The sequence below is a fragment of the Comamonas testosteroni ATCC 11996 genome (genome assembly GCF_000241525.1).
Lineage (GTDB): Bacteria > Pseudomonadota > Gammaproteobacteria > Burkholderiales > Burkholderiaceae_C > Comamonas > Comamonas testosteroni.
The window spans coordinates 348961-370861 of the sequence record NZ_AHIL01000002.1 but is presented as its reverse complement, the minus strand read 5'-3'; the positions used below and the strand labels follow the sequence as shown (position 1 = coordinate 370861).

Here is a 21901-nt window from a genome sequence, read left to right as displayed (position 1 = left end):
AGCGGGCAACATCCCTTTGACCCGCATTTCAGGCCCGAGCCCATACACTGGCGAGCATTCAAAAACTCAGGCGGCCCCATGCAAACTTCCACCAGCGTCAACGACTATCTGCGCGACCATATCCGCACCGTTCCGGACTGGCCTGCGCCGGGCGTGCAATTTCGCGACATCACCCCCCTGCTGCAAGATCCCAAGGTCTTTCGCATCATGACCGACGCCTTTGTGCACCGTTACATGGATCCCAAGCTGCGCCCTGACGTCGTGGCCGGCCTGGATGCGCGCGGATTCATTCTGGGTGCAGTGATCGCTCACGAGCTCAACGTCGGCTTTGTGCCCATTCGCAAAAAAGGAAAACTGCCCTTCACCACGGTGGAGGAAACCTATGAGCTCGAATACGGCAGCGCTACCGTGGAGCTGCACACCGATGCCGTCAAGTCCGGCGACCGTGTGCTGCTGATTGATGATTTGATCGCCACCGGCGGCACCATGATGGCCGGCAAGAAACTGCTGGAAAAGCTGGGGGCTACCGTGGTGGAAGGCGCAGCGATTGTGGATCTGCCGGAACTGGGCGGCTCCAAGCACCTCAAGGACAGCGGCCTGCCCCTGTTCACTCTGGTTGACTTTGCCGGGCACTGAGCAGCCCCCGCAACAGCCCTGAATCAGCGCAGCTCTCCGTACTGCGTCGTGCCCAGGGAGCCCAGCCCGGACACGGCAAATTCGCCGCCTTCCTCATGGCCAGAGCCAGGGCCCAGCAATGGCGCCTGGCGTGATGGGCGCACACTCGCAGGCGATGCAGCAGCCATGGCCACAGCCTGCTTGAACGCGTCCATTTCCTGCGCGTCAATGGGCTCGAAAGAACGGCCTGAATGTGTCGCAATCGGAGCATGACGTGGCGCCTTCATCGGGGGTACAGCCCCGTCAAACTGCGTCTGCACAAAATCAGGGCTGGCAGCGCTTTGAAGCTGCCCGTTCACGCGCCAGTAAACGGCGTGAACCCCTGCATCCATACGGGTTCTGGCGAGCTCGGCAATCAATGCCTCGATACGTCTTTGCTGCTGAGCATCCGCAGCGTATGCAGGAGCCAGATCCACCATCACGACAAAGCGCTGACCAACGCTGTCTAGCGAGAGCACCTTGAATTTGTAGCCGGCAGAGAGAATGCCGACCCTGACCATGGCTTCGCGCACGATGACGTACAACTGCTCGCGTCTGGCAGAGCGCTCACGACGCTGCGACTGACGCGCTACGGGATCATCCTGGTGGCGCGGTGCTTGCGTGCTACCTTCTCGGCGAGGCCCGCGAGAAAACCATCGGAACAGGGACATGAGCACACTCGAACAAGCAGGATTTACAACAAGACACATTCTGCCTCCAGGTCTGGAGCAGCTCGTGACATTTACCGAAATATTAGCCTTTGTCCGACGTGGATCAAGCGCCCGGCCCGGTCGAAACACAAAAAATCTTCACTCAGGTGCTGGCCACCCGGCGGCGACTGTCTCCTGCGCGGCGGGCCAGCACCTGGCCCGCCATGGTCAGCAGCGCCAGGGCCAGAGCAGGCTGGCGATTGGCAATTTCGGAGTAACGCAGCGCCGTCAGACACCATAGACGGCTGGGCGCTGCGGCCTGCACCGTGGCCTTGCGTGGTCGATGGGCGAAGAAGGCTCCCTCCCCCACAATCGCCCCCGGTCCCACCAATGCCAGGCGGATTCTTTCCTTCGAATCCTGGTAATGCACGCTCAGCGAGCCGTACTCCACCAGATACAGATTGCGATCCAGCGCCCCTTCGGCAAACAACACCTCGCTGGCCGCCAGATTGATCGGCTGCAGATACGGCGCCAACAGCTCCCATTGAGCGGCACTGAGTACGTTTTGGGCGGTATCGGTGGCAACCGAGGTCGTCATCGCCTGGATCAGCGCCGACAAATCCTGAGGTGTTGAAGCGAACATAAGCAGTGGGTAGAACGCGAACGCCGCATGTCATCCGGGTGGACAAATCCGGATACACATCCCGGCAGCTCAGGGCAAAAGAAATTCATAGCGCGCCATGGCTCACCATCAACGCAGGCTGAATGCTAAGCGACTCTGACAGTCCCGCCAATCACTTGCGGTGCGGAGTTACTTTTACTTCCCCAAAGTGTCTGCATCTTCATCCGCGTCAAAGCAAAAAGGATCGACTAGTCGATCCTTTTTTGATAGCTGATATGGCTCTACCCATATAGGTTAGAGACCTATTTCAAAAAAATCAGCCGTTGGCGCGCTTTTCAAGGATCTCGAAGGCGGGCAGCTTCTTGCCCTCCAGCACTTCCAGGAAGGCGCCGCCGCCGGTGGAGATGTAGCCCACATCCTTTTCAATGCCGTACTTGGCAATGGCGGCCAGAGTATCACCGCCGCCGGCAATGCTGAAGGCGGGTGACTCGGCAATCGCCTGAGCGATGACCTTGGTGCCATTGGCAAACTGATCGAACTCGAACACGCCCACGGGGCCGTTCCAGACGATGGTGCCGGCCTTTTTGAGCTGCTCGGCCAGCAGGGCTGCGGTTTCCGGGCCGATGTCCAGAATCATGTCGTCGTCTGCCACTTCGGAGGCTTTCTTGACGGTGGCCACGGCGTCGGCAGCAAAGGTCTTGGCGGTGACCACATCGGTGGGCACGGGCACATTGGCACCACGGGCAGCCATGGCGTCGATCACGGCCTTGGCATCGGCCACCAGATCGGGCTCGGCCAGACTCTTGCCGATCTTCAGGCCGGCAGCCAGCATGAAGGTGTTGGCAATGCCGCCGCCCACGATGAGCTGGTCCACCTTGTCGGCCAGGCTCTTGAGGATGGTCAGCTTGGTGGACACCTTGGAGCCGGCCACGATGGCGGCCAGAGGGCGTGCAGGCGCAGCCAGGGCCTTGTTCAGCGCATCGATCTCAGCCGACAGCAGCGGGCCGGCGCAGGCGATGGGGGCGTATTCAGCAATGCCGTAGGTCGTGCCTTCGGCGCGGTGAGCGGTGCCGAAGGCATCGTTCACAAAGATGTCGCAGAGCTTGGCCAGCTTCTGGGCCAGCTCGGGCTTGTTTTTCTTTTCGCCCACGTTGACACGGCAGTTCTCCAGCAGCACGACCTGGCCGGGCGCGACCTGTACGCCATCCACCCAGTTGGCGACCAGGGGCACATCGCGGCCCAGCAGCTCGGACAGGCGCTTGGCCACGGGGGCCAGCGAGTCCTCGGGCTTGAATTCGCCTTCGGTGGGGCGACCCAGGTGGCTGGTGACCATCACGGCAGCGCCGGCCTTCAAAGCCATTTCAATGGCCGGCACGGAAGCGCGCACACGCGTGTCTTCGGTGATTTCACCGGCGTCGTTCAAGGGCACGTTCAGGTCGGCACGGATGAAAACACGTTGTCCCTGGGCTTTGCCCTGGGCGCACAGATCGGAGAAGCGGATGATGTTCATGCAGCAAAAAAGCGACTCCGAAAGTCGCCCATACAAAGGTTGGAAAACAAAAAATCTGCCTGCATTCTAGGGCGATCACCTCTTTCAGGCATCGCTTTTACACGCTTACTCGACTCAAAAACAGGAGCATCTAGCGCGCTCTGTAACTGGGTTTCAAGCCTTTTTATCGATGGCTCATATGAAAACAGGAGCACGCAGCTCCTGTTCTGTCTGGTCTTGAGGCTACCAACCCAGACCGATATGCAGCGGCAGATAAATCGCCATGCCCAGAGCAATGGTGCCAAGAATGCTGCGCTTGTAAAAAAAATACACCACCGAAGCAGCCAGCGCAGGCAATCGCGCATCGGCCAGACTGTCTATCAGTTGACCATTGCTCATCACGATCTCGGGCGCAATCACCGCCGCCAGGGCCGCCAACGGTGCGTATTTGAGCCCGCGCTTGAGCCAGTTGGGCAGCGGCAGTTCACGCTCGGGGATCATGAAGAAAGCACGCGTGATCAGCGTGATGAGGGCCAGACCAACACAGGCAACGATGACCCAGAAACTGCTCATCATTACCGCTCCTCCTCATTCTTCACTGCAGGCAGCCGGCTGGCATGCTTTTGCAGCTGCTCGGCCGTCAGGCCTGCAGCCACGGCGGCGGCGATCGCCACCAGGATATTGAGCTTGAGCGGCAGCGCAAAAGCCGCCACGGCTGCCGTGCAGGCCACGATGGAGGCCACCCAGGTTGCGCGGTCCTTGAGCATGGACAGCAGCACGCCCAACAGAGCCAGCACGCCGGCAAAGCCCAGCCCCCAGGACAGAGGAATCTGGTCGGCCAGGAAAATGCCCAGCGTGGACGGGATCTGCCAGGCCAGCCAGTTGGTCAGCGCCGCCCCCCAGAAATAGGGCAGTTGCTCGGGCTGCGGCCTGGCCTCTGGGTAGCGGCGCATGAAGTTCACGAAAATCACATCGCCGCTGAAATAGGCGACCGCCAGGCGGTGACGCAGACTCAGGTTGGCGAAATAGCTGCGCCACATGCTGGACAGGATCACAAAACGCAGGTTCACACAGATGGCGGTGAACCAGACCACCCACAGCGGAGCTCCCACGGCCATCAGCGGCAGCACGGCCAGCTGGGCACTGCCCGCATAGACAGTCAAACCCATGAGCAGCGCCAGGGGAACGGACAGACCGCTTTTGACCATGGCCACGCCGGTTACCAGGCCCCAGGCGGCAATGCCCAGAGCAGTGCCGCCCATCTCTTTGGAGCCGACCCAGAAAAACGGATCCCTGACTATCGATTTCGCACGCTGGCCCAGCGTGAGCACCATATCCGTCATATCTCGCCAGCATCCTCGCCCAGTTGCGCGCCTGCGGGCAGCTCGAAACCACGCAGAAAATCGCCAGCGGCAAGGCGCTTGCCACCCGCACGCTGCAGCAGCGTCATATTGAGCACGCCGCTACCACAGGCCACGCGCACGCCCCGGGCATCGGCTGACAGCACGCAGCCGGGCGCGCCGCTGCCTTGTTGGGCCTCTGCCTCCCAGACCTTGATGGCTTCACCACCCAGGCTGGTGGCGCCGCCGGGGAAGGGATTGAAGGCACGCAGCCGGCGCGCAATGACATCGGCGCTTTCGCTCCAGTTGATCAGGCTCTCCGCCTTCTCGATCTTGTGGGCATAGGTCACTCCATCGGCGGGCTGCGGCGTGCGACTGAGACCTCCGCAGGCCGCCATTTCCAGCGCTTCCACGATCAGGCGGCCGCCCAGCGTGGCCAGCTTGTCGTGCAGACTGGCCGTGGTGTCGTGCGCAGCAATCGGCAGGCGCTCGATCACACACATATCGCCGGTATCCAGGCCGGCATCCATCTGCATGATGGTGACGCCGGTTTCGGCGTCACCGGCCTCGATGGCGCGATGAATCGGCGCTGCACCGCGCCAGCGCGGCAGCAGGCTGGCATGAATGTTCAGGCAACCCAGGCGCGGCGTATCGAGCACCCATTGGGGCAGGATCAGGCCATAGGCAGCCACCACCATCACATCGGCCTGAGCGGCATCGATAGCGGCCTTGGCGGCAGCGGCGTCTTCGGGATATTTGCCGTCCAGACGCAGGCTCAGCGGCTGGGCCACTGCAATGCCATGCTCCAAGGCGCACTGCTTGACGGGAGAGGCTTGCAGCTTCATGCCGCGCCCGGCGGGACGATCCGGCTGCGTCAGCACCAGCGGAACTTCAAAACCTGCAGCCAGCAGACTCTCCAGGGCCACGCGCGCAAATTCGGGCGTGCCGGCAAAAATGACTTTCATGGGACTCACAAATTAAAAAGGCAGCCGCCGGCTGCCAGATGTTCAAAGATGCGGTTCTTTGAAGTAAATGCTCTCATCGGTGAACATGACCTTCTGAACCACCCCTTGCGGGTCTATGTGCACATGGGCACGCCGAGCAAAGGTATTGTCCAGAAAACGGTAGGTCCAGACGTCACCTTTGAAGCTGTAGACCCTCTCGACTATGGCGGGCGGCCCGAACATGCGATAGACATCGTCGCGGGTGTCAACGCCGTTGCGCAGCGCGAAAAAATGCGCCGTATCCAGCACCTGCTCCACACGCACCAGCTTGTGCCGGGCATCGAAATCCATGTGATAGACCTGCTGACCGGCCGGCTGCTGGCTATAGACCAGACGCTGGCCGCCGTCTGGCAGAGGCACGACCAAAGTGGGTTTGCCCATGCCTTTTTCTACCTCGGCCTGAGGCATGCCGGGCTTTTGCCACTGGGGCACCATACAACCCACCAAACCCAACGTCAGCAGACTGGCAGTCAACAGTGTTTGCAGGCGAGGCAGTGACATGGGACTCCGATCAGGCCCTCAGGGCTTGCTTCTGGGCCTTGACCAGCTTGGTCTTGATGCGATTGCGCTTCAGCGGCGAGAGGTATTCGACAAACACCTTGCCCAGCAGGTGATCCATCTCGTGCTGGATACAGATGGCCAGCATGCCTTCGGCGTCGATCTCTCGGCTGTTGCCATTCTCATCCAGGGCCTTGACCTTGACGGCAATGGAGCGCTCCACGCCGTCGTAGATGCCAGGCACGGACAGGCAGCCTTCCTCGCCCAGCTGCTTTTCCTCGCTGGCCCAGAGAATCTCGGGGTTGATCAACGCCATGGGCTCGTTGCGCTTCTCGGACACGTCGATCACGATGACGCGCTCATGCACATCGATCTGCGTCGCGGCCAGGCCAATGCCCTGGGCGTCATACATGGTCTCGAGCATGTCTTTCACCAGAGTCTGGATGCGCTCATCCACCTGCGCCACGGGCTTGGCGACCTTGTGAAGACGGGGATCGGGATAGCAGAGGATGGGAAGAATGGCCATGGTGTGTCGGTAAATCTGTCGTTATTGTCCCAACATTTGACGCCAAACGCTTGTCACGCCCTCAATAAACATTGATCTATCGAGGCCTTGCATCGAGAATTTCGACACATTTGTAAGACTTGTTGGCTGGCTATGCCAAGATCGGCCACAGTGCGGCGACGCGAGGGACGCTGCAGCAAACGAATCCCGCCAGAAGGAATTTCATGACCGCATTTGCCACTGCACGGGCCTTGAGCATTGGAGCCACATTGCTTGCAGCCCTGACTTCGGTCCATGCCCAAAGCTATCCTGTGACCGCCACCCAGCGCTCCACCGCACAGCAAGTCGCTCAGCAAGGCATCCCCGAGAACGAACTGGCGCCCAACGCTCCCGCGCAATACACCGTCAAGCGCGGCGACACACTATGGGGCATCTCGGGCATGTATCTGCGCCAGCCCTGGCGCTGGCCCGAACTCTGGGGCATGAACCTCTCCAGCATCGCCAACCCTCATCTGATCTACCCTGGCCAGGTGCTGTATCTGGTGCGCAGCAACGGCTATGCCCGCCTGTCGACCACGGCCCCCAACGGAGATTCCGAGGTAGTGCGTCTGTCGCCGCAAACGCGTGAATCGTCGCTGAACGACCTGGCCCTGCCCACGCTGCCGCCGCATCTGATCGAGCCCTTCCTGGCCGAGCCGCTGGTGGTGGACAGCCAGGCCCTGGCACAGGCACCGCGCATCATCGCCACCCAGGACAAGCGCGTGCTCATGGCCAATGGCGATCGCGCCTATGTGCGCAACTCCGGCGGCGCGCTGGTCACCACCGGCAAGGGCCAGCCCGCGAGCTACCGCATCTTCCGCGATGCCACACCCCTCAAGGATCCCGTCACCGGGGAAATCCTGGGCTACGAGGCCAAGTACCTGGGCAGTGCCACCGTGGCACGTAGTGAAACATTGCTTGAATCCGCACCAGGCCAGCCTGTACAGACCGCGCCAGGAACTGTGGACATCATCCGCTCCAAGAACGAAATCCGCCCAGGTGACCGTCTGCTGCCCTCGCCCGAGCAGCAGTATCTGAGCTATGTGCCCCATGCCCCGCGCCAAGCGGTGGATGCCGCCGTGGTCTCCATCTACGGCGACTCGGTGGGCTATAACGCGGCTCAGAATCAGGTCATTGCCATCAACAAGGGGGCTAGGGACGGTATGGACGTCGGCGCGGTCCTGGAACTCGTCAGCAAGGGCAATGTCATCGTGGACAAGACCAGTCCCAGCCGTGACCGGGTGAAGCTGCCCGATGAGGCCAACGGCTATGCCATGGTCTTCAAGGTGTTTGACCGGGTTTCCTACGCGCTCATCACCACGGCCCAGCGCGGAGTGAATGTGGGCGATGGCCTGCAGTCACCCCTGCCCTGAATGGAGCGTGAGCATGGTGTCGCCCCCTTCGCAAGATGCGCACCATGCCCTGCCCGATGCCGAAACTCTGGCCTGGCTGCGCCTGCTGCTGACACCGGGTCTTGGACGCACCACGGCACGCCGCCTGCTGGCCAGCGCCGGTAGTGCAGACGCGGTCTGGCAGCTGCCGCTGTCAACATGGGCTGAATGCGCCACTCAGGCTCAGATCAAGGCTCTGACAGAGCTCCCGAAAGACTGGGAAAAGCATTGCAGCACACTGGCTCGATGGCTGGCCTCGCCCGCACCGGGTACCTTGCACACCGTTATCCATCTGGGCAACTCTCAATATCCGGACTGCCTGCTGCAGACCGAAGATCCGCCCCTGCTGCTGTTTGTCCAAGGTCCAGCGACGCTGCTGGCATCTACCCGCCCCTGGTTCCCCTATCCCGCCACCCTGGCCATGGTGGGCAGCCGCAATCCGTCCGCCCAGGGCGTCATCAATGCACGCAGCATGGCGCAGGCACTGGCCGAGCAAGGGCTGTGCATAGTCTCAGGCCTGGCACGCGGCATCGATGCAGCCGCCCATGAGGGAGCACTCCAGGCCCGCTCGGGCCCTGCCCCCTGCACAATTGCCGTCGTCGGCACCGGACTCGATCAGGTCTATCCGCGCGCGCACGCCAAACTGGCGCAGCAAATTGCGCTCCATGGGCTGATCATCAGCGAATACCCGCTGGGCAGCGAGCCCTTGCCCAGGCATTTCCCTCAGCGCAACCGCATCATCTCCGGCCTGTCCCAAGGCACCCTGGTCGTGGAAGCCGCCTTGCAGTCTGGCTCGCTGATCACGGCCCGTCTGGCCAACGAGCAGGGGCGTGAAGTCTTTGCCATTCCCGGCTCCATCCACGCGCCGCAGGCCAAGGGCTGCCATGCGCTGATACGCCAGGGGGCCAAGCTGGTGGAAACTGCTGACAATGTGCTCGAAGAGCTTCAAGGACTGAAGCTCGTGCCAACCACGGCCGGACAAGCGCAAGAAGCTATCAAAAATAAAGCGCCGACACCTGAGAGCCCGTTGCTGCAGGCGCTGGGCCATGACCCGATGACACTGGAGTCCCTGAGCGATCGCACGGGCTGGGATGCCGCCCATTTGCAGGCGCAGCTGATGGAGCTGGAGCTCGACGGCCTGGTCGCGCGCCTGCCTGGCGGCCTTTACCAGCGACTTGCTCAAAGCTGAGACGCCCCAAAACCGGCATATCCCGACAAACGACACCAAGCAAGGGCCGCTCGGCGCCGAAGGTTTCGCTCCCCTTCCCTGGCGCAGCGAATAGAGAAATGGAAAGGATGCAAAGCACCTCCGGTGCTTAGGCCAGTCTTTCCGGATTCGCCTGAATTTTCTGCAGTGCATCGCGCGTGGCGCGCACCGTCAGTGCTTCGGCATCATGCACCGCGAGCAAGCCGGCCTGCAGATAGGTCGCCATGCGCTGCGCCTGCAGCAGATAGCAGTGTCCATCCAGCGAGGCGAACAAATGCAGATGCTTGCGACGGCTATGCCAGACATATTGCACCTGTACACGGGCACCGTTGTGGTCCAGCGTGAACCAGCGGCCGCTTTCCAGCGACTGGGCCCACTCCAGCATGGCGGGCTCCACCGGGCTGTCCGTGTTGGCAATGACGTTCAGATCGCCCGCATCCACGCCCAGCATCAGCTCTATGCTCTCGCTGGACAGCGGCATATCGTCGAGCTTGCCGTCCTCGCTGATGTATTTCTCCAGCTCCGCCAGGCGCTTGGCCATGGCCTCGATACGCTCGGTCGGAATGGCTGCCGTCTTGGACATGAAGGCCTGTGCCAGCGTATCGGTCAACACCTTGATCGCGGTCGACTGTGCATCGCCCGTCACGCTCACCAGCTCCAGTCCTTCACGCAAGGTCTGCAGCAAGGTCGGCAAGCCCTGGATGACACGCGCACGCTCCTGACGCAACGGCTTGGCGCTGGCCGACCAGACCAGCTCGCTGGCCGCCTGCTTGAGGCGCATGGCCCGCGCATCCTTGGCGCCATAGCGCACGGTGGCCATGGCCAGCACATCGGCCCAGGATTTGAAGAGAAAGTCTCGCACCTCTTCGCGCACCGGCATGTCGGTGAGCATATTGCGCAGCTCTATGGTGTATTGGATGGCCAGCGTCTCCTTTTGCTCCACCTGTTGAGCCACGCTGGTGATCTTGGCCGTGGACCGATTCTGGGCAAAGTGCCTGGTGAGGAATTCCTCGAACTCGCGCAGCACCAGGGCGAAGACCTTCTGCCCGGTTTCAGGGTACTGCTCTATCACCTGAACCACACGGCGGATCTCGGTCTCCAGCGCATTGCCATTGATGCTGCTGGCATCAAAGCCCATGACGCAGGAGCCCATGCGGTCAATCAGCTTGCGCGCCGGGTGGTTGAGATCGCTGAAGAACTGCGGCTCGGCCAGGGCCACGCGCAAAACCGGGACCTGCAGGCGCGCGAACCACACGCGAATGGACGGCGGCAGACGGTCTTCCGAAAGAATGCTCTGGAACATCAGCGCCACCACCTCGATGGTCGCCTTCTCGCTCTTGGTCTCGGCCTTTTGCTTCCAGTCAGCCGAGCGCTCGCGCACCAGATTGACCAACTGGCCGATCGCCGCCGGGCTGTAGTCCATGGCAGGCATGGCCATGACCATGGCCGAACCGGCCGCAGCCGGATACTGGGCCTGGAGCTCGGCCGCCATCAGCTGTTGCTGCTCCTGCAGCGCCTGCGCCAGAGCGGCAGACGCCGGAGGCATGGGAACGACAGGCGCGCCGGGCATCAGACCTGGCATGCCGACCGCAGGCTGGCTCAGCACCTGGCGCAGCTGATTCATGGCATCCAGCGCGCGATGTCGCGCCCGCGCCAGCATGCCCAGGCCGGCGCTGGCGCCTGGCGGCAGGGCAATGCCCGGAGCCATCCCAGGCCCGGCGCCCAGGCCGGCAGCCATACCGGCCGGCATGTACTGCATCGCAGAGTTGGCCCAGCCCGCATCGGATGCATTGCCATAGCCACTGCTGGCGCCCAGATGCATGGCCCCGGTGGACGGGCCGCCCTCGGTACGTCGCACGCGCAACGGAGCATCCTGGGCCTTGCTGACGCCCTTGGCATCCAGCAGCTTGTGCAGGATGCTGTACTCGGACTCCATCAGCGGTGCCAGCGCATTCTGCAGGGGCTCCACGGCCCTGAGCAAATGCTTGCGCTCCATGCCGCTGCCCAGCCATTGCTCGACCAGATGCAGGCAGATGGTCTCTGCACGGAACATGTCCTGGGAGGCCAGTTCATGGCCCTCCAGTGCCTGGATACGCAGACGCATGGCCTCGAAACCGGGCTGCAGCGTCTCTCCCATGGCCAAGGCCATGCGGGAGGCAAGAATCTTGTTTTCGACGACCTCGTCGCTGAGCAGCTCGAAGGTCAGCGGAGCCGAGCCCGACGAGTTGCTCTCCGAACTGCCAGAGGGCGGCTTGCGCGCGGCCTGCTGCAGCGCCTGAGCGCCAGCCTGCGACCACGCATCCTTGTGCTGCTGAAAGCCAACCCAGGCCTCGCGCCACTCCTGCATCTCCTTGGCAGTGGAGACGGCACTGCTCTGGTTGGAGAGGAATTCATCCAGTTGCTGAGCGACCTTGGGCAGGCCCTGACAAATGCCATGGACCCAACGCAAGCGCGCCTGCCAGCCCAGCTGTTGCGGGGCCGCAGGCGCGGTGGAGGAAGACTGCGAGAGAGCCATTCCGTAAGTGTAATGGCGGCAGAAGCAGTTATGCACCCGCCGCAATGGTCAAAGCGTCAGACCACGGCTCCCGCGTTGGGATCGTTGGGATCTTGCGACCCGGGCTTGGCTGGAGCCTTGACCAGATCTTCGCGCTTGACGCCCAGCCACATGGCAATGGCAGCCGCCACGAACACCGAAGAATAGATACCGAACAAGATACCGATCGTCAGCGCCAGCGCAAAGTAATGCAGGCTGGGGCCGCCAAAGAAGAACATGGACAGCACCATGGCTTCGGTCGAAGCGTGAGTGATGATGGTCCGGCTCATGGTCGACGTGATGGCGTGATCGATCACCTCGTGGGTGCTGAGCTTGCGGAACTTGCGGAAGGCCTCTCGGATACGGTCAAAAATCACCACGGACTCATTGACCGAGTAACCCAGCACGGCCAGCACGCCTGCCAGCACGGAGAGCGAGAACTCCCACTGGAAGAAGGCAAAGAAGCCCAGGATGATGATCACGTCGTGCAAGTTGGCAATGATGGCCGCCACACCGAACTTCCACTCGAAGCGGAAGGCCAGATAGATGATGATGCCCAGCACCACCATGCCCAGCGCCATCAGGCCGTTGTGCATCAGCTCATCGCCCACCTGCGGGCCGACAAACTCGGTGCGGCGCAGCGTGACCTCTGCATCCTCGGCCTTCAGTGCAGTAATCACCCGCTCACTTTGCTGAGCAGTCGTCACGCCCTTTTGCACGGGCAGACGAATCATCACATCCTTGGATGTACCGAAATTCTGCACGATCACATCGGCATAGCCGAGCTTGGAAACGGTTTCACGCACCTTGCCGATGTCGGCAGGCTGGGTGTAGGCCACTTCCATGACCGTACCGCCCGTGAACTCCACGGACAGATGCAGGCCGCGCGAGAACAGGAAAAAAACGGCCAGCGCAAAGGTGATGAAGGAAATCGCGTTGAAGACCAACGCGTACTTCATGAACGGAATGTCTTTTTTGATGCGGAAGAACTCCATGATCTTCCTCCTTAGTTGTTGCCGCCGCGGCCGGCCACGGAACGGTGCCCCTCACCCTCAGGCTTCCAGACCTGACCGATGGCGAGGCTCTTGAGCTTCTTGCGACCGCCGTACCAGAGATTGACCAGACCACGCGAGAAGAACACGGCCGAGAACATGCTGGTCAGAATGCCGATGCAGTGCACCACGGCAAAGCCGCGCACCACACCAGAACCAAAGGCCAGCAGTGCCAGACCCACAATCAGGGTGGTCACGTTCGAGTCCAGGATGGTGTGCCAGGCATGCTCGTAACCGGCATGAATCGCCGCCTGGGGCGAAGCACCGGCGCGCAGCTCTTCGCGAATGCGCTCGTTGATCAGCACGTTCGAGTCGATGGCCACACCCAGCGCCAGCGCCATGGCGGCAATGCCGGGCAGGGTCAGCGTGGCCTGCAGCATGGACAGAATGGCCAGCAGCAGCAATACGTTGATGCCCAGAGAGATCGTGGAGATCACGCCGAACAGCATGTAATAGACACACATGAAGGCAGCAACAGCCACCATGCCCCAGACCACGGAGTGAATACCGCGGTCGATGTTGTCGGCGCCCAGGCTTGGACCGATGGTGTATTCCTCGATGATCTCCATGGGCGCGGCCAGCGAACCGGCGCGCAGCAGCAGCGAGGTGTCGTTGGCTTCAGCCGTAGTCATGCGACCCGAGATCTGCACGCGGCCGCCGCCGATTTCACCGCGAATCACGGGAGCCGTCACCACTTCGCCCTTGCCCTTTTCGAACAGGATGATGGCCATGCGCTTGCCCACGTTTTCGCGCGTCACGTCCTTGAAGATGCGCGCGCCCTTGGCGTCCAGCGTCAGGTTGACGGTGGGCTCCTGGGTCTGGCTGTCAAAGCCGGGCTGGGCATCCGTCAGGTTCTCGCCGGTCAGCGTCACCTGCTTTTGCACGATGATGCTCTGGCCGTTGCGGTCCAGGTATTTCTCGGAGCCGAAAGGCACGGGGCCGGAGCCCATCTCGGCAGCACGCGCTTCGGCGGACTCGTCCACCATGCGCACTTCCAGTGTGGCGGTACGGCCCAGAATGTCCTTGGCCTTGGCCGTGTCCTGCACGCCAGGCAGTTGCACCACGATGCGGTCCAGGCCCTGCTGCTGGATCACGGGCTCGGCCACGCCGAGTTCGTTGATACGGTTATGCAGCGTGACGATGTTCTGCTTGAGCGCCTGCTCCTGCACCTTGCGCAGGGCCTCGGGCTTGATCGAGGCCACCAGCTTGAAGCCAGTGCCATCGGGCGAGGAAGTGGCCGCCAGATCGGGGAACTGGTCCGCGATCAGGTTGCGCGCCGCCGTCAGCGTGGCTTCGTCGCGCACGCGGATGGTGACGTTGTTGCCGTCGCGGCTGACACCGCCGTGACGGATGTTCTTGTCACGCATCGAAGAGCGCAGATCGCCCGCATAGCTCTCGGCCTTCTTGGTCAGGGCCGCTGCCATGTCCACCTGCAGCATGAAGTGCACGCCGCCGCGCAGGTCCAGGCCCAGATACATGGGCTTGGCGCCGATGGCCGTGAGCCAGTCGGGCGAGCGCGACACCAGGTTCAGCGCCACGATGTAGGAGGGGTCGGTGGGGTCGGAGATCAGGGCCTTCTGGATGACGTCCTTGGCCTTGAGCTGCTCATCGGGCGTATCGAAGCGGGCGCGCACCGAAGTGCCTTCCAGCGACATCGATGTAGCTTTGACGCTGGCCGCGCTCAAGGCGGACTCCACCTTTTGCAGCACAGCGTTGTCCACCTTGACGGTGGACTTGGCCGAGGACACCTGCACGGCAGGCGCTTCACCAAAGAAATTGGGCAGGGTGTAGAGCACCCCCACCAGCAGCGCGATCACGATGATCGCGTACTTCCAGACCGGGTATCGGTTCATGATCGCGCTCTTTGTTTTACAGCAACGCACAACGGGTACGCGCACTCTGTTCGAGCGCCGTACCCCTCAAAATCCACAGCAGACAGGCTTACTTGGCCGTGCCCTTGGGCAGCACCTGCACCACAGCAGAGCGCTGGATCTGGACTTCCACGCCGGATGCCACTTCGATGTAGATGAATTGCTCGGCCATGCGGGTCACGGTGCCGATGATGCCGCCGGCGGTTGCCACTTCATCACCCTTGGCCAGCGCGTCGATCATGGAGCGGTGTTCCTTCTGGCGTTTCATCTGGGGACGAATCATCACGAAGTACAGCACCACGAACATCAGCACCAGAGGCAGCATGCCGGTGAGCGAACCCATGAAGCCGCCTTCAGCAGCGGCGGCAGGAGCGGTCTGGGCGAAAGCAGAAGAAATGAACACGAAAAAGACTCCGAAAGAGTGAATTTGTCAGGAATAGGTCCCGGCAGGCGCGCACTTGCACGATCTCGCCAGGTCAGCGGGACATTGTATTCGGCTGGCTTGTACCCAAGATTGGCATGGGCAGCCGCGCAGCACAGGCATTCCCTGATGCGATGCGGACCTCCCGTCCCACATCAACAATGCCAACAAAAAACATAGCTATCAGCGCATTGCCTGCATTGTTTTCTGACTGTTTTATATTTGAATATCAGTAAATACATGCGTTTGCAGCTATCAATCAGATAGTGCCGCCAGCGTCGCGCCTCTGGCCATGAATACAAAGGCCGGGTTGCCCCGGCCTTGTTGTGATGCACTTCGGCGCAATTAGTTCACTGCCATCAGCTTGACCGCTGGCGCAGCGGGTGCAGCCGAGCCATTCCAGCGAGTCATCAGCGTCTGCCACTTGATGCGCGCGGCCGCCAGATGGTGCTCCTTCACATGGCCGTAGCCTCGAATGTCTTCGGGGATGGAGGCGATCTCCACGGCCAGCGCCAGCTTATCGGTCGTCAAACCCTTCAGCAGGGTTTCGATGCACTGGCGGTATTCGACGATCAAGGCACGCTCGGTGCGGCGCTCCTCGGTGCGGCCGAAGGGATCCAGCGCCGTGCCGCGCAACCCCTTCATGCCGGCCAGCCAGCCCATGGCCTTGCGCATCCAGGGGCCATAGGACTTTTTGAGCAGATGGCCCTGCTCGTCCTTCTTGGCGAAACCGGGGGGCGCCAGGTGATGCACGAGCTTGTAGTCGCCCTCGAACATGTCGCTGATCTTCTGAGTGAACGCCGCCTCGGTGTGCAGACGCGCCACCTCGTACTCGTCCTTGTACGCCATCAGCTTGAACAGATAGCGCGCCACGGCCTGGGACAGGCGCGTGCCCTGGGCCAGCGGCTCTTCCGCCGCGCGCACCTTGGCCACGAAGTCGCGGTACTGCTGGGCATAGGCCGCGTTCTGGTAGGCCGTGAGGAACTCCACACGCTTGTCCAGCATTTCCTCCAGCGACGGCTTCTTGACGAACTGGATCACCTGCGATGCCTGATACAGAGCGCGCACAGCCTCCAGATCATGGGCGCAGCGGCGGCCCCATTCAAAAGCCTCCTGGTTGCGTGCCACCTGCACGCCGTTGAGCTCCATGGCGCGCATCAGCGAGGCATGGCTCAGCGGCACCCTGCCTTTTTGCCAGGCGTAGCCCAGCATCATGGGGTTGGCGTAGATGCTGTCGCCCAGCAGGGCCGTGGAGGCCTTCTCGGCGTCGAAGCTGCCCAGGGCGCCATGACCCACGGCCTCGGCCAGCGCCGTGGCGCAGCGTGCGGCCGGCGACTGCCAGTCGGGGTTGCCCACGAAGGTGGCAGTGGGCGCGGCATGGCTGTTGAGCGCCACATAGGTGCGTCCCGGCTGCATCACGGACAAGGTGGTGGGCGTGGCCGCCACGATGGGGTCGCAGCCGATGACCAGATCGGCCTTGGCCATGTCCACCTTGGTGGTGTAGATGGCATCGGCGCGGTTGGCGATCTGGATATGGCTCCAGGTGGAGCCGCCCTTCTGCGCCAGACCGGCCGCATCCTGGGTGACCACGCCCTTGCCTTCCAGGTGCGCGGCCATGCCCAGCAGCGAGCCGATGGTGATCACACCCGTGCCGCCGACACCGGCCACCACGATGCCCCAGGCCTGCTCGGCCACGGGCAGCACGGGCTCGGGAATGTTGGGCAGGGCTTCCAGGGTGCCCTTCTTCTCCTGCTTGGGCTTCTTGAGCTGACCGCCTTCGACGGTGACGAAGCTGGGACAGAAGCCCTTGACGCAGGAATAGTCCTTGTTGCAGCTGTTCTGGTTGATGCGGCGCTTGCGGCCGAACTCGGTTTCCACGGGCTCCACCGACAGGCAGTTGGATTGCACCGAGCAATCGCCACAGCCCTCGCAGACCAGCTCGTTGATGACCACGGTCTTGTCGGGCGTGGAAAGCGTGCCGCGTTTGCGGCGGCGGCGCTTTTCGGTGGCGCAGGTCTGGTCGTAGATGATGGCCGTGCAGCCCTTGAGCTCGCGGAACTGGCGCTGGATCGCATCCAACTCGTCGCGGTGGTGCACGGTCACGCCCTCGCCCAGCTTCACGCCATCGTATTTCTCGGGCTCGTCGGTGACGATGACCAGCTTGCCCACGCCCTCGGAGAGCAGGCTGTTCATGATCTGCAGCACCGAATGGCCTTCAGGCCGCTCTCCCACGCGCTGGCCGCCCGTCATGGCCACCGCGTCGTTGTAGAGCACCTTGTAGGTGATGTTGGTGCCGGCCGCAATGCTCTGGCGTATCGCCAGCAGCCCGCTGTGGAAGTAGGTGCCGTCGCCCAGGTTGGCGAAGACATGGGCTTCCTTGGTGAAAGGCGCCTGGCCCACCCAGGTCACGCCCTCGCCGCCCATCTGCGTGAAGGTGCTGGTGCGGCGATCGGGCATCCAGGTGGTCATGTAATGGCAGCCGATGCCGGCCACGGCGCGCGAGCCTTCGGGCACGCGTGTCGAGGTGTTGTGCGGGCAGCCGCTGCAGAACCAGGGAGTGCGGTCGCCCGTGGAGACCTCCTTGGCGGCCTTGATCGCCGCTTCGCGGGCGTCAAGCACGGCCAGACGCTGCTGCATGCGCGTTTGCACATGCTCGGGCACGCCCAGCTTTTTGAGGCGCTGGGCAATGGCGCGCGCAATGATGGCGGGGGTCAGATCGGCCGTGGGGCGCAGCAGCCAGTCGGTGCTGGGGTTGGGCAGCGACCATTCGCCGCCATGCTCGTCGCTGAACTTGCCCACCACATTGGGGCGCACGTCGTCGCGCCAGTTGTAGAGCTCTTCCTTGATCTGGTATTCGATGACCTGGCGCTTTTCCTCGACCACCAGAATCTCCTGCAGGCCGCGTGCGAAATCGCGCGTGATCGTGGCCTCCAGCGGCCAGACCACGTTGACCTTATGCAGCCTGATGCCCAGCTGGCGGCAGGTGTCCTCGTCCAGCCCCAGATCGGCCATGGCCTGGCGCGTGTCGTTATAGGCCTTGCCGCTGGCGATGATGCCGAAGCGGTCGTTGGGGCCCTCGATCACGTTGTGGTTGAGCTTGTTGGCGCGCACATAGGCCAGGGCCGCATACCACTTGTAGTTCATCAGCCGCGCTTCCTGCTCCAGCGGCGGATCGGGCCAGCGGATATGCAGGCCGCCGTCCGGCATCTGAAAGTCTTCGGGCAGGATGATGTTGACGCGATCCGGGTCCACCAGGACCGAGGAGGAGGACTCCACCACCTCCTGGATCGTCTTCATGCCCGACCACAGGCCCGAGAAACGGCTCATGGCAAAGGCATGCAGGCCCATGTCCAGGATGTCCTGCACATTGCTGGGGAAGAACACCGGCGTGCCGCAGGCCTTGAAGATGTGGTCGCTCTGGTGCGCGGCCGTGGAGGACTTGCTGATGTGGTCGTCACCCGCAATCGCAATCACGCCGCCATGCCTGGCCGTGCCCGCCATATTGGCGTGCTTGAACACGTCGGAGCAGCGGTCCACGCCCGGCCCCTTGCCATACCAGATGCCGAAGACACCGTCGAACTTCTTGGTTTCGGGGTAGAGATCGAGCTGCTGCGTGCCCCAGACGGCCGTGGCGCCCAGCTCTTCGTTCACACCGGGCTGAAAGACGATGTGATTCGCCTCCATATGCTTTTTGGCGGCCCACAGAGACTGGTCGTAGGTGCCCAGGGGCGAGCCGCGATAGCCGCTGATGAAGCCGGCGGTATTGAGCCCGGCCTGCGCATCGCGCAGGCGCTGCAGCATGGGCAGCCGGACCAGGGCCTGCACGCCGCTCATAAAGGCGCGGCCGCGGGCCAGGGAATATTTGTCGTCCAGAGTCACAGACTCCAGGGCACGACGGACTTCATCGGGCAAAGGGGCATTCATGGCTTGTCTCCATGTGGGTGACCACCCGTGGCAGCTGATGGCTACCAGAGCAGCATATTGCTTTGGGCATTCCTGCGCCAGAGGCACGGAACGCAAGTTGTTTGAGCAAAGTTTACGGAAAACGCACTGAATAGAGCTTTCTTTTTATTGCCGGGATTAACCTAGTTTTTGAAAGAATCTTGCTGTAAATTGCGGATCATGAATCAACTTGATCGCTTCGACTGGGCCATCCTGAATGAGCTGCAGATGGATGGGCGCCTTACCAATGCCGAGCTGGCCCAGCGCGTGGGCCTGTCCGCCGCGCCCTGCTGGCGGCGCGTGCGCGCGCTGGAGGAGTCGGGCTACATCACCGGCTATCACGCCACGCTGGACCGCCACAAGCTGGGCCTGGGCGTGCTGGCCTTTGTGCGCGTGGATGCCGCACAGAACACGGCCGACATCACGCTGCGCATGGAGGAAGCCATTCGCCTGCTGCCCGAGGTCACCACCTGCCACTACATCAGCGGCGCGGGTACCTTCGAGCTGCAGGTCGTTGCCAGGGATCTGGAGAGCTTTTCCGGTTTTGTGCGCAATGTGCTGCTGCGCCTGCCCAACGTCAAAGACGTGCACACGATTTTTTCGCTGGGCGAAGTGAAGTCCAGCAGCGCGCTGCCGCTGCCCAGCACGCTGACGCACGCCTGAGTGCCGCCTGAGTGTTGCCTGCGCCAGGCCGGCGGCACTCAAAAGTGAAGCATGTACCGCTTGATTCATCAGATATGCAGACTCAATCCATATTGAAATCCTTGTTCATCAAGCGCTGAAAGCTCACTTATCAATAGCAGTCAGCGCATGAGCAGCACTGGGCGCCGAGCCGGGCAGGTTTGAGAAACTACGTATTTGTCAGCACAACTTTCCTGCTACAGAATCGTGTCCCATGGCCCACGATGATTCCGCAGCACGCGCTCCCCAAAATCCAATAATTTCAGAATCCGGCCAGGTCCCTGCAGGCAAGCTGCTGGAAGATCCCTCGGCCATGCATGACGGCGGCGCGCCGCCTGCCGCGGCCCCGGGCGTCTGGACGCCGCTGGCCACACCCACCTTCCGCATGCTGTGGATGATCTGGATGACGGCCAATATCTGCATGTGGATGAACGATGTGGCGGCCGCCTGGCTGATGACATCGCTGACCACCTCGCCCGTGCTGGTGGCGCTGGTGCAGTCGGCCTCCACCTTGCCGGTGCTGCTGCTGGCCCTGCCCAGCGGGGCACTGGCCGATATCCTGGACCGGCGCCGCTACTTCATCGTCACCCAGTTCTGGGTGGCTGCCGTGGCGCTGCTGCTGTGCCTGGCCGTGCTCTCGGGCCAGCTGACGCCCTATCTGCTGCTGGCCCTGGTGTTTGCCAACGGCATCGGCCTGGCCATGCGCTGGCCGGTGTTCTCCGCGCTGATCCCCGAGCTGGTGCCCAAGCACCACCTGCCCTTTGCCATGGCGCTCAACGGCGTGGCCATGAATGCCTCGCGCATCATCGGCCCGCTGGTGGCGGGCGCCCTGATCGCCAGCCTGGGCAGTGCCTGGGTGTTTGTGCTCAACGCAGCTCTGTCCATCGTCTCGGGCTTTGTGCTGCTGCGCTGGAAGCGCCAGCAGCCCGCCAACCCGCTGGGCCGCGAGCGCCTGGGCTCGGCCATGCGGGTGGGCCTGCAGTTCATCCAGGAGTCGCCGCGCATGCATGCCGTGCTGCTGCGCACCGTCTGCTACTTTCTGCAGGCCGCCGCCATCATGGCGCTGCTGCCGCTGACGGCCCAGCGCCTGGACCACGGCACGGCCAGCAGCGGCAGCGCCGGCACCTTCACGCTGCTGCTGGCGTCCATGGGCGCGGGTGCCATCCTGGGCGCCATGCTGCTGCCGCGCATACGCCAGATGCTGTCGGGCGAGCGCACGGTGCTGGCCGGCGTGGCCGCGCAAAGCCTGGCCACGCTGACCGTGGCCTTCGCCCCCCATATCGCCGTGGCCGTGCCGGGCATGATGCTCTCGGGCCTGGCCCTGCTGGCCACGGCCAACACGCTGGGCGTGGCTGCGCAGATGGCCCTGCCCAACTGGGTGCGGGCACGCGGCATGTCCATCTACCAGATGTCCATCATGGGCAGCACGGCCATTGGCGCCGCCATCTGGGGCAAGGTCGCCAGCCTGAGCTCGGTGCAGATCAGCATGGCCGTGGCCGCCGTCAGCGGGCTGACGGCCCTGCTGATCGTGCAGCGCCTGAACCCGGACCGCGACATCGAGGAAGACCTCAGCCCTTCGCGCGCCTTCACGCCGCCGACGGCCGCGCTGCCGCCCGAAGCCGGCCGCGTGGTGGTGACCATCGAGTACCTGATCGATCCGGCCAGGGCCGGCGCCTTCCGCGATCTGATGCAGCTGAGCCGGCGCAGCCGCCTGCGCCAGGGCGCGCTGTCCTGGAGCCTGCTGCACAGCATGAGCCAGCCCGAGCGCTTTGTGGAGCAGATCACCGACGAGTCCTGGACCGAGCATCTGCGCCGCTTCGAGCGGGTGACGACCGCCGATGTGGCGCTGCGCGACCGCAAGCTGAGCTTTCACAAGGGCAAGGAGCCGCCCGTGGTGCAGCGCTACTTCACCGATGCTCTCTAAAAGAGAGCTGTCAGCGCTATCAATACAACAATTTCAGATAGTTATCCATTGAAATGCATTGTCTGACAAGCGCTGATA

The 21901-nt window shown here is 62.6% G+C and carries 18 protein-coding genes; 5 read left to right on the top strand and 13 right to left on the bottom strand.

Features of this window, described 5'->3' with window-relative positions; translation table 11 throughout:
• Positions 1–78: 78 nt before the first annotated feature.
• On the top strand, positions 79–636 hold the full coding sequence (locus CTATCC11996_RS01600) for an adenine phosphoribosyltransferase (protein ID WP_003066840.1): 558 nt from the start codon (positions 79–81) through the stop codon (positions 634–636).
• A 23-nt stretch (positions 637–659) separates the two neighbouring features.
• Here the strand turns inward: CTATCC11996_RS01600 and CTATCC11996_RS01595 are convergent, their stop codons facing one another.
• The 8 genes from CTATCC11996_RS01595 to def form a co-directional block, all read right to left on the bottom strand.
• Positions 660–1325, bottom strand: a complete 666-nt coding sequence (locus CTATCC11996_RS01595) for a hypothetical protein (protein WP_034347942.1) — start codon at positions 1323–1325, stop codon at positions 660–662.
• A 142-nt stretch (positions 1326–1467) separates the two neighbouring features.
• The gene (locus CTATCC11996_RS01590; RefSeq protein ID WP_034347941.1) at positions 1468–1947 is read right to left on the bottom strand and encodes a Crp/Fnr family transcriptional regulator; all 480 of its coding nucleotides are present in this window, start codon (positions 1945–1947) and stop codon (positions 1468–1470) included.
• 295 nt (positions 1948–2242) lie between these two features.
• Positions 2243–3436, bottom strand: a complete 1194-nt coding sequence (locus CTATCC11996_RS01585) for a phosphoglycerate kinase (RefSeq protein ID WP_003072267.1) — start codon at positions 3434–3436, stop codon at positions 2243–2245.
• Positions 3437–3658: 222 nt separating this feature from the next.
• Entirely contained in the window at positions 3659–3991 is a 333-nt protein-coding gene (locus CTATCC11996_RS01580) for an AzlD domain-containing protein (protein ID WP_003072265.1), read from the bottom strand.
• Positions 3991–4758: an AzlC family ABC transporter permease gene (locus CTATCC11996_RS01575; RefSeq protein ID WP_003072262.1), complete on the bottom strand. Its 768-nt coding sequence runs from the start codon at positions 4756–4758 to the stop codon at positions 3991–3993. Before CTATCC11996_RS01575 ends, CTATCC11996_RS01580 begins: the two co-directional genes overlap by 1 nt.
• Positions 4755–5720, bottom strand: a complete 966-nt coding sequence (fmt, locus tag CTATCC11996_RS01570) for a methionyl-tRNA formyltransferase (RefSeq protein ID WP_003072260.1) — start codon at positions 5718–5720, stop codon at positions 4755–4757. Before fmt ends, CTATCC11996_RS01575 begins: the two co-directional genes overlap by 4 nt.
• Positions 5721–5762: 42 nt before the next feature.
• The gene (locus CTATCC11996_RS01565) at positions 5763–6260 is read right to left on the bottom strand and encodes a protein kinase family protein (protein ID WP_003072257.1); all 498 of its coding nucleotides are present in this window, start codon (positions 6258–6260) and stop codon (positions 5763–5765) included.
• A gap of 10 nt (positions 6261–6270) precedes the next feature.
• Complete coding sequence (def, locus tag CTATCC11996_RS01560) at positions 6271–6783, bottom strand: peptide deformylase (RefSeq protein WP_003072256.1); 513 nt, start codon at positions 6781–6783, stop codon at positions 6271–6273.
• 203 nt (positions 6784–6986) lie between these two features.
• On the opposite strand from def, the gene CTATCC11996_RS01555 reads away from it, so the two are divergent.
• A complete protein-coding gene (locus CTATCC11996_RS01555; RefSeq protein ID WP_003072253.1) occupies positions 6987–8174 on the top strand; it encodes a LysM peptidoglycan-binding domain-containing protein in 1188 nt (395 codons plus the stop codon).
• Between the two features lie 13 nt (positions 8175–8187).
• The gene (gene dprA / locus CTATCC11996_RS01550) at positions 8188–9381 is read left to right on the top strand and encodes a DNA-processing protein DprA (protein ID WP_003072252.1); all 1194 of its coding nucleotides are present in this window, start codon (positions 8188–8190) and stop codon (positions 9379–9381) included.
• A 127-nt stretch (positions 9382–9508) separates the two neighbouring features.
• Here dprA and CTATCC11996_RS01545 read toward each other — a convergent pair whose 3' ends face one another.
• From CTATCC11996_RS01545 to CTATCC11996_RS01525, 5 genes are all read right to left on the bottom strand, one after another.
• Positions 9509–11914: a DUF1631 domain-containing protein gene (locus tag CTATCC11996_RS01545; protein WP_003072250.1), complete on the bottom strand. Its 2406-nt coding sequence runs from the start codon at positions 11912–11914 to the stop codon at positions 9509–9511.
• A 56-nt stretch (positions 11915–11970) separates the two neighbouring features.
• Positions 11971–12927 (bottom strand): protein translocase subunit SecF, encoded by a 957-nt coding sequence (secF, locus tag CTATCC11996_RS01540; protein WP_003072247.1) that lies wholly within the window; start codon positions 12925–12927, stop codon positions 11971–11973.
• Positions 12928–12938: 11 nt separating this feature from the next.
• Positions 12939–14837, bottom strand: coding sequence for a protein translocase subunit SecD (gene secD, locus CTATCC11996_RS01535; RefSeq protein ID WP_003072245.1), 1899 nt, complete (start codon positions 14835–14837; stop codon positions 12939–12941).
• A gap of 88 nt (positions 14838–14925) precedes the next feature.
• The gene (gene yajC / locus CTATCC11996_RS01530) at positions 14926–15258 is read right to left on the bottom strand and encodes a preprotein translocase subunit YajC (RefSeq protein ID WP_003066810.1); all 333 of its coding nucleotides are present in this window, start codon (positions 15256–15258) and stop codon (positions 14926–14928) included.
• Between the two features lie 363 nt (positions 15259–15621).
• Positions 15622–19200, bottom strand: coding sequence for an indolepyruvate ferredoxin oxidoreductase family protein (locus CTATCC11996_RS01525; protein WP_003072242.1), 3579 nt, complete (start codon positions 19198–19200; stop codon positions 15622–15624).
• Positions 19201–19398: 198 nt separating this feature from the next.
• Between CTATCC11996_RS01525 and CTATCC11996_RS01520 the strand changes: the two genes are divergently transcribed.
• Positions 19399–19881 carry an Lrp/AsnC family transcriptional regulator gene (locus tag CTATCC11996_RS01520; protein WP_003072240.1) on the top strand — a complete coding sequence of 161 codons (483 nt, stop codon included), beginning with the start codon at positions 19399–19401 and terminating at the stop codon, positions 19879–19881.
• A 232-nt stretch (positions 19882–20113) separates the two neighbouring features.
• Positions 20114–21823 carry an MFS transporter gene (locus tag CTATCC11996_RS01515; RefSeq protein ID WP_003072238.1) on the top strand — a complete coding sequence of 570 codons (1710 nt, stop codon included), beginning with the start codon at positions 20114–20116 and terminating at the stop codon, positions 21821–21823.
• The last annotated feature ends 78 nt before the right edge of the window (positions 21824–21901 follow it).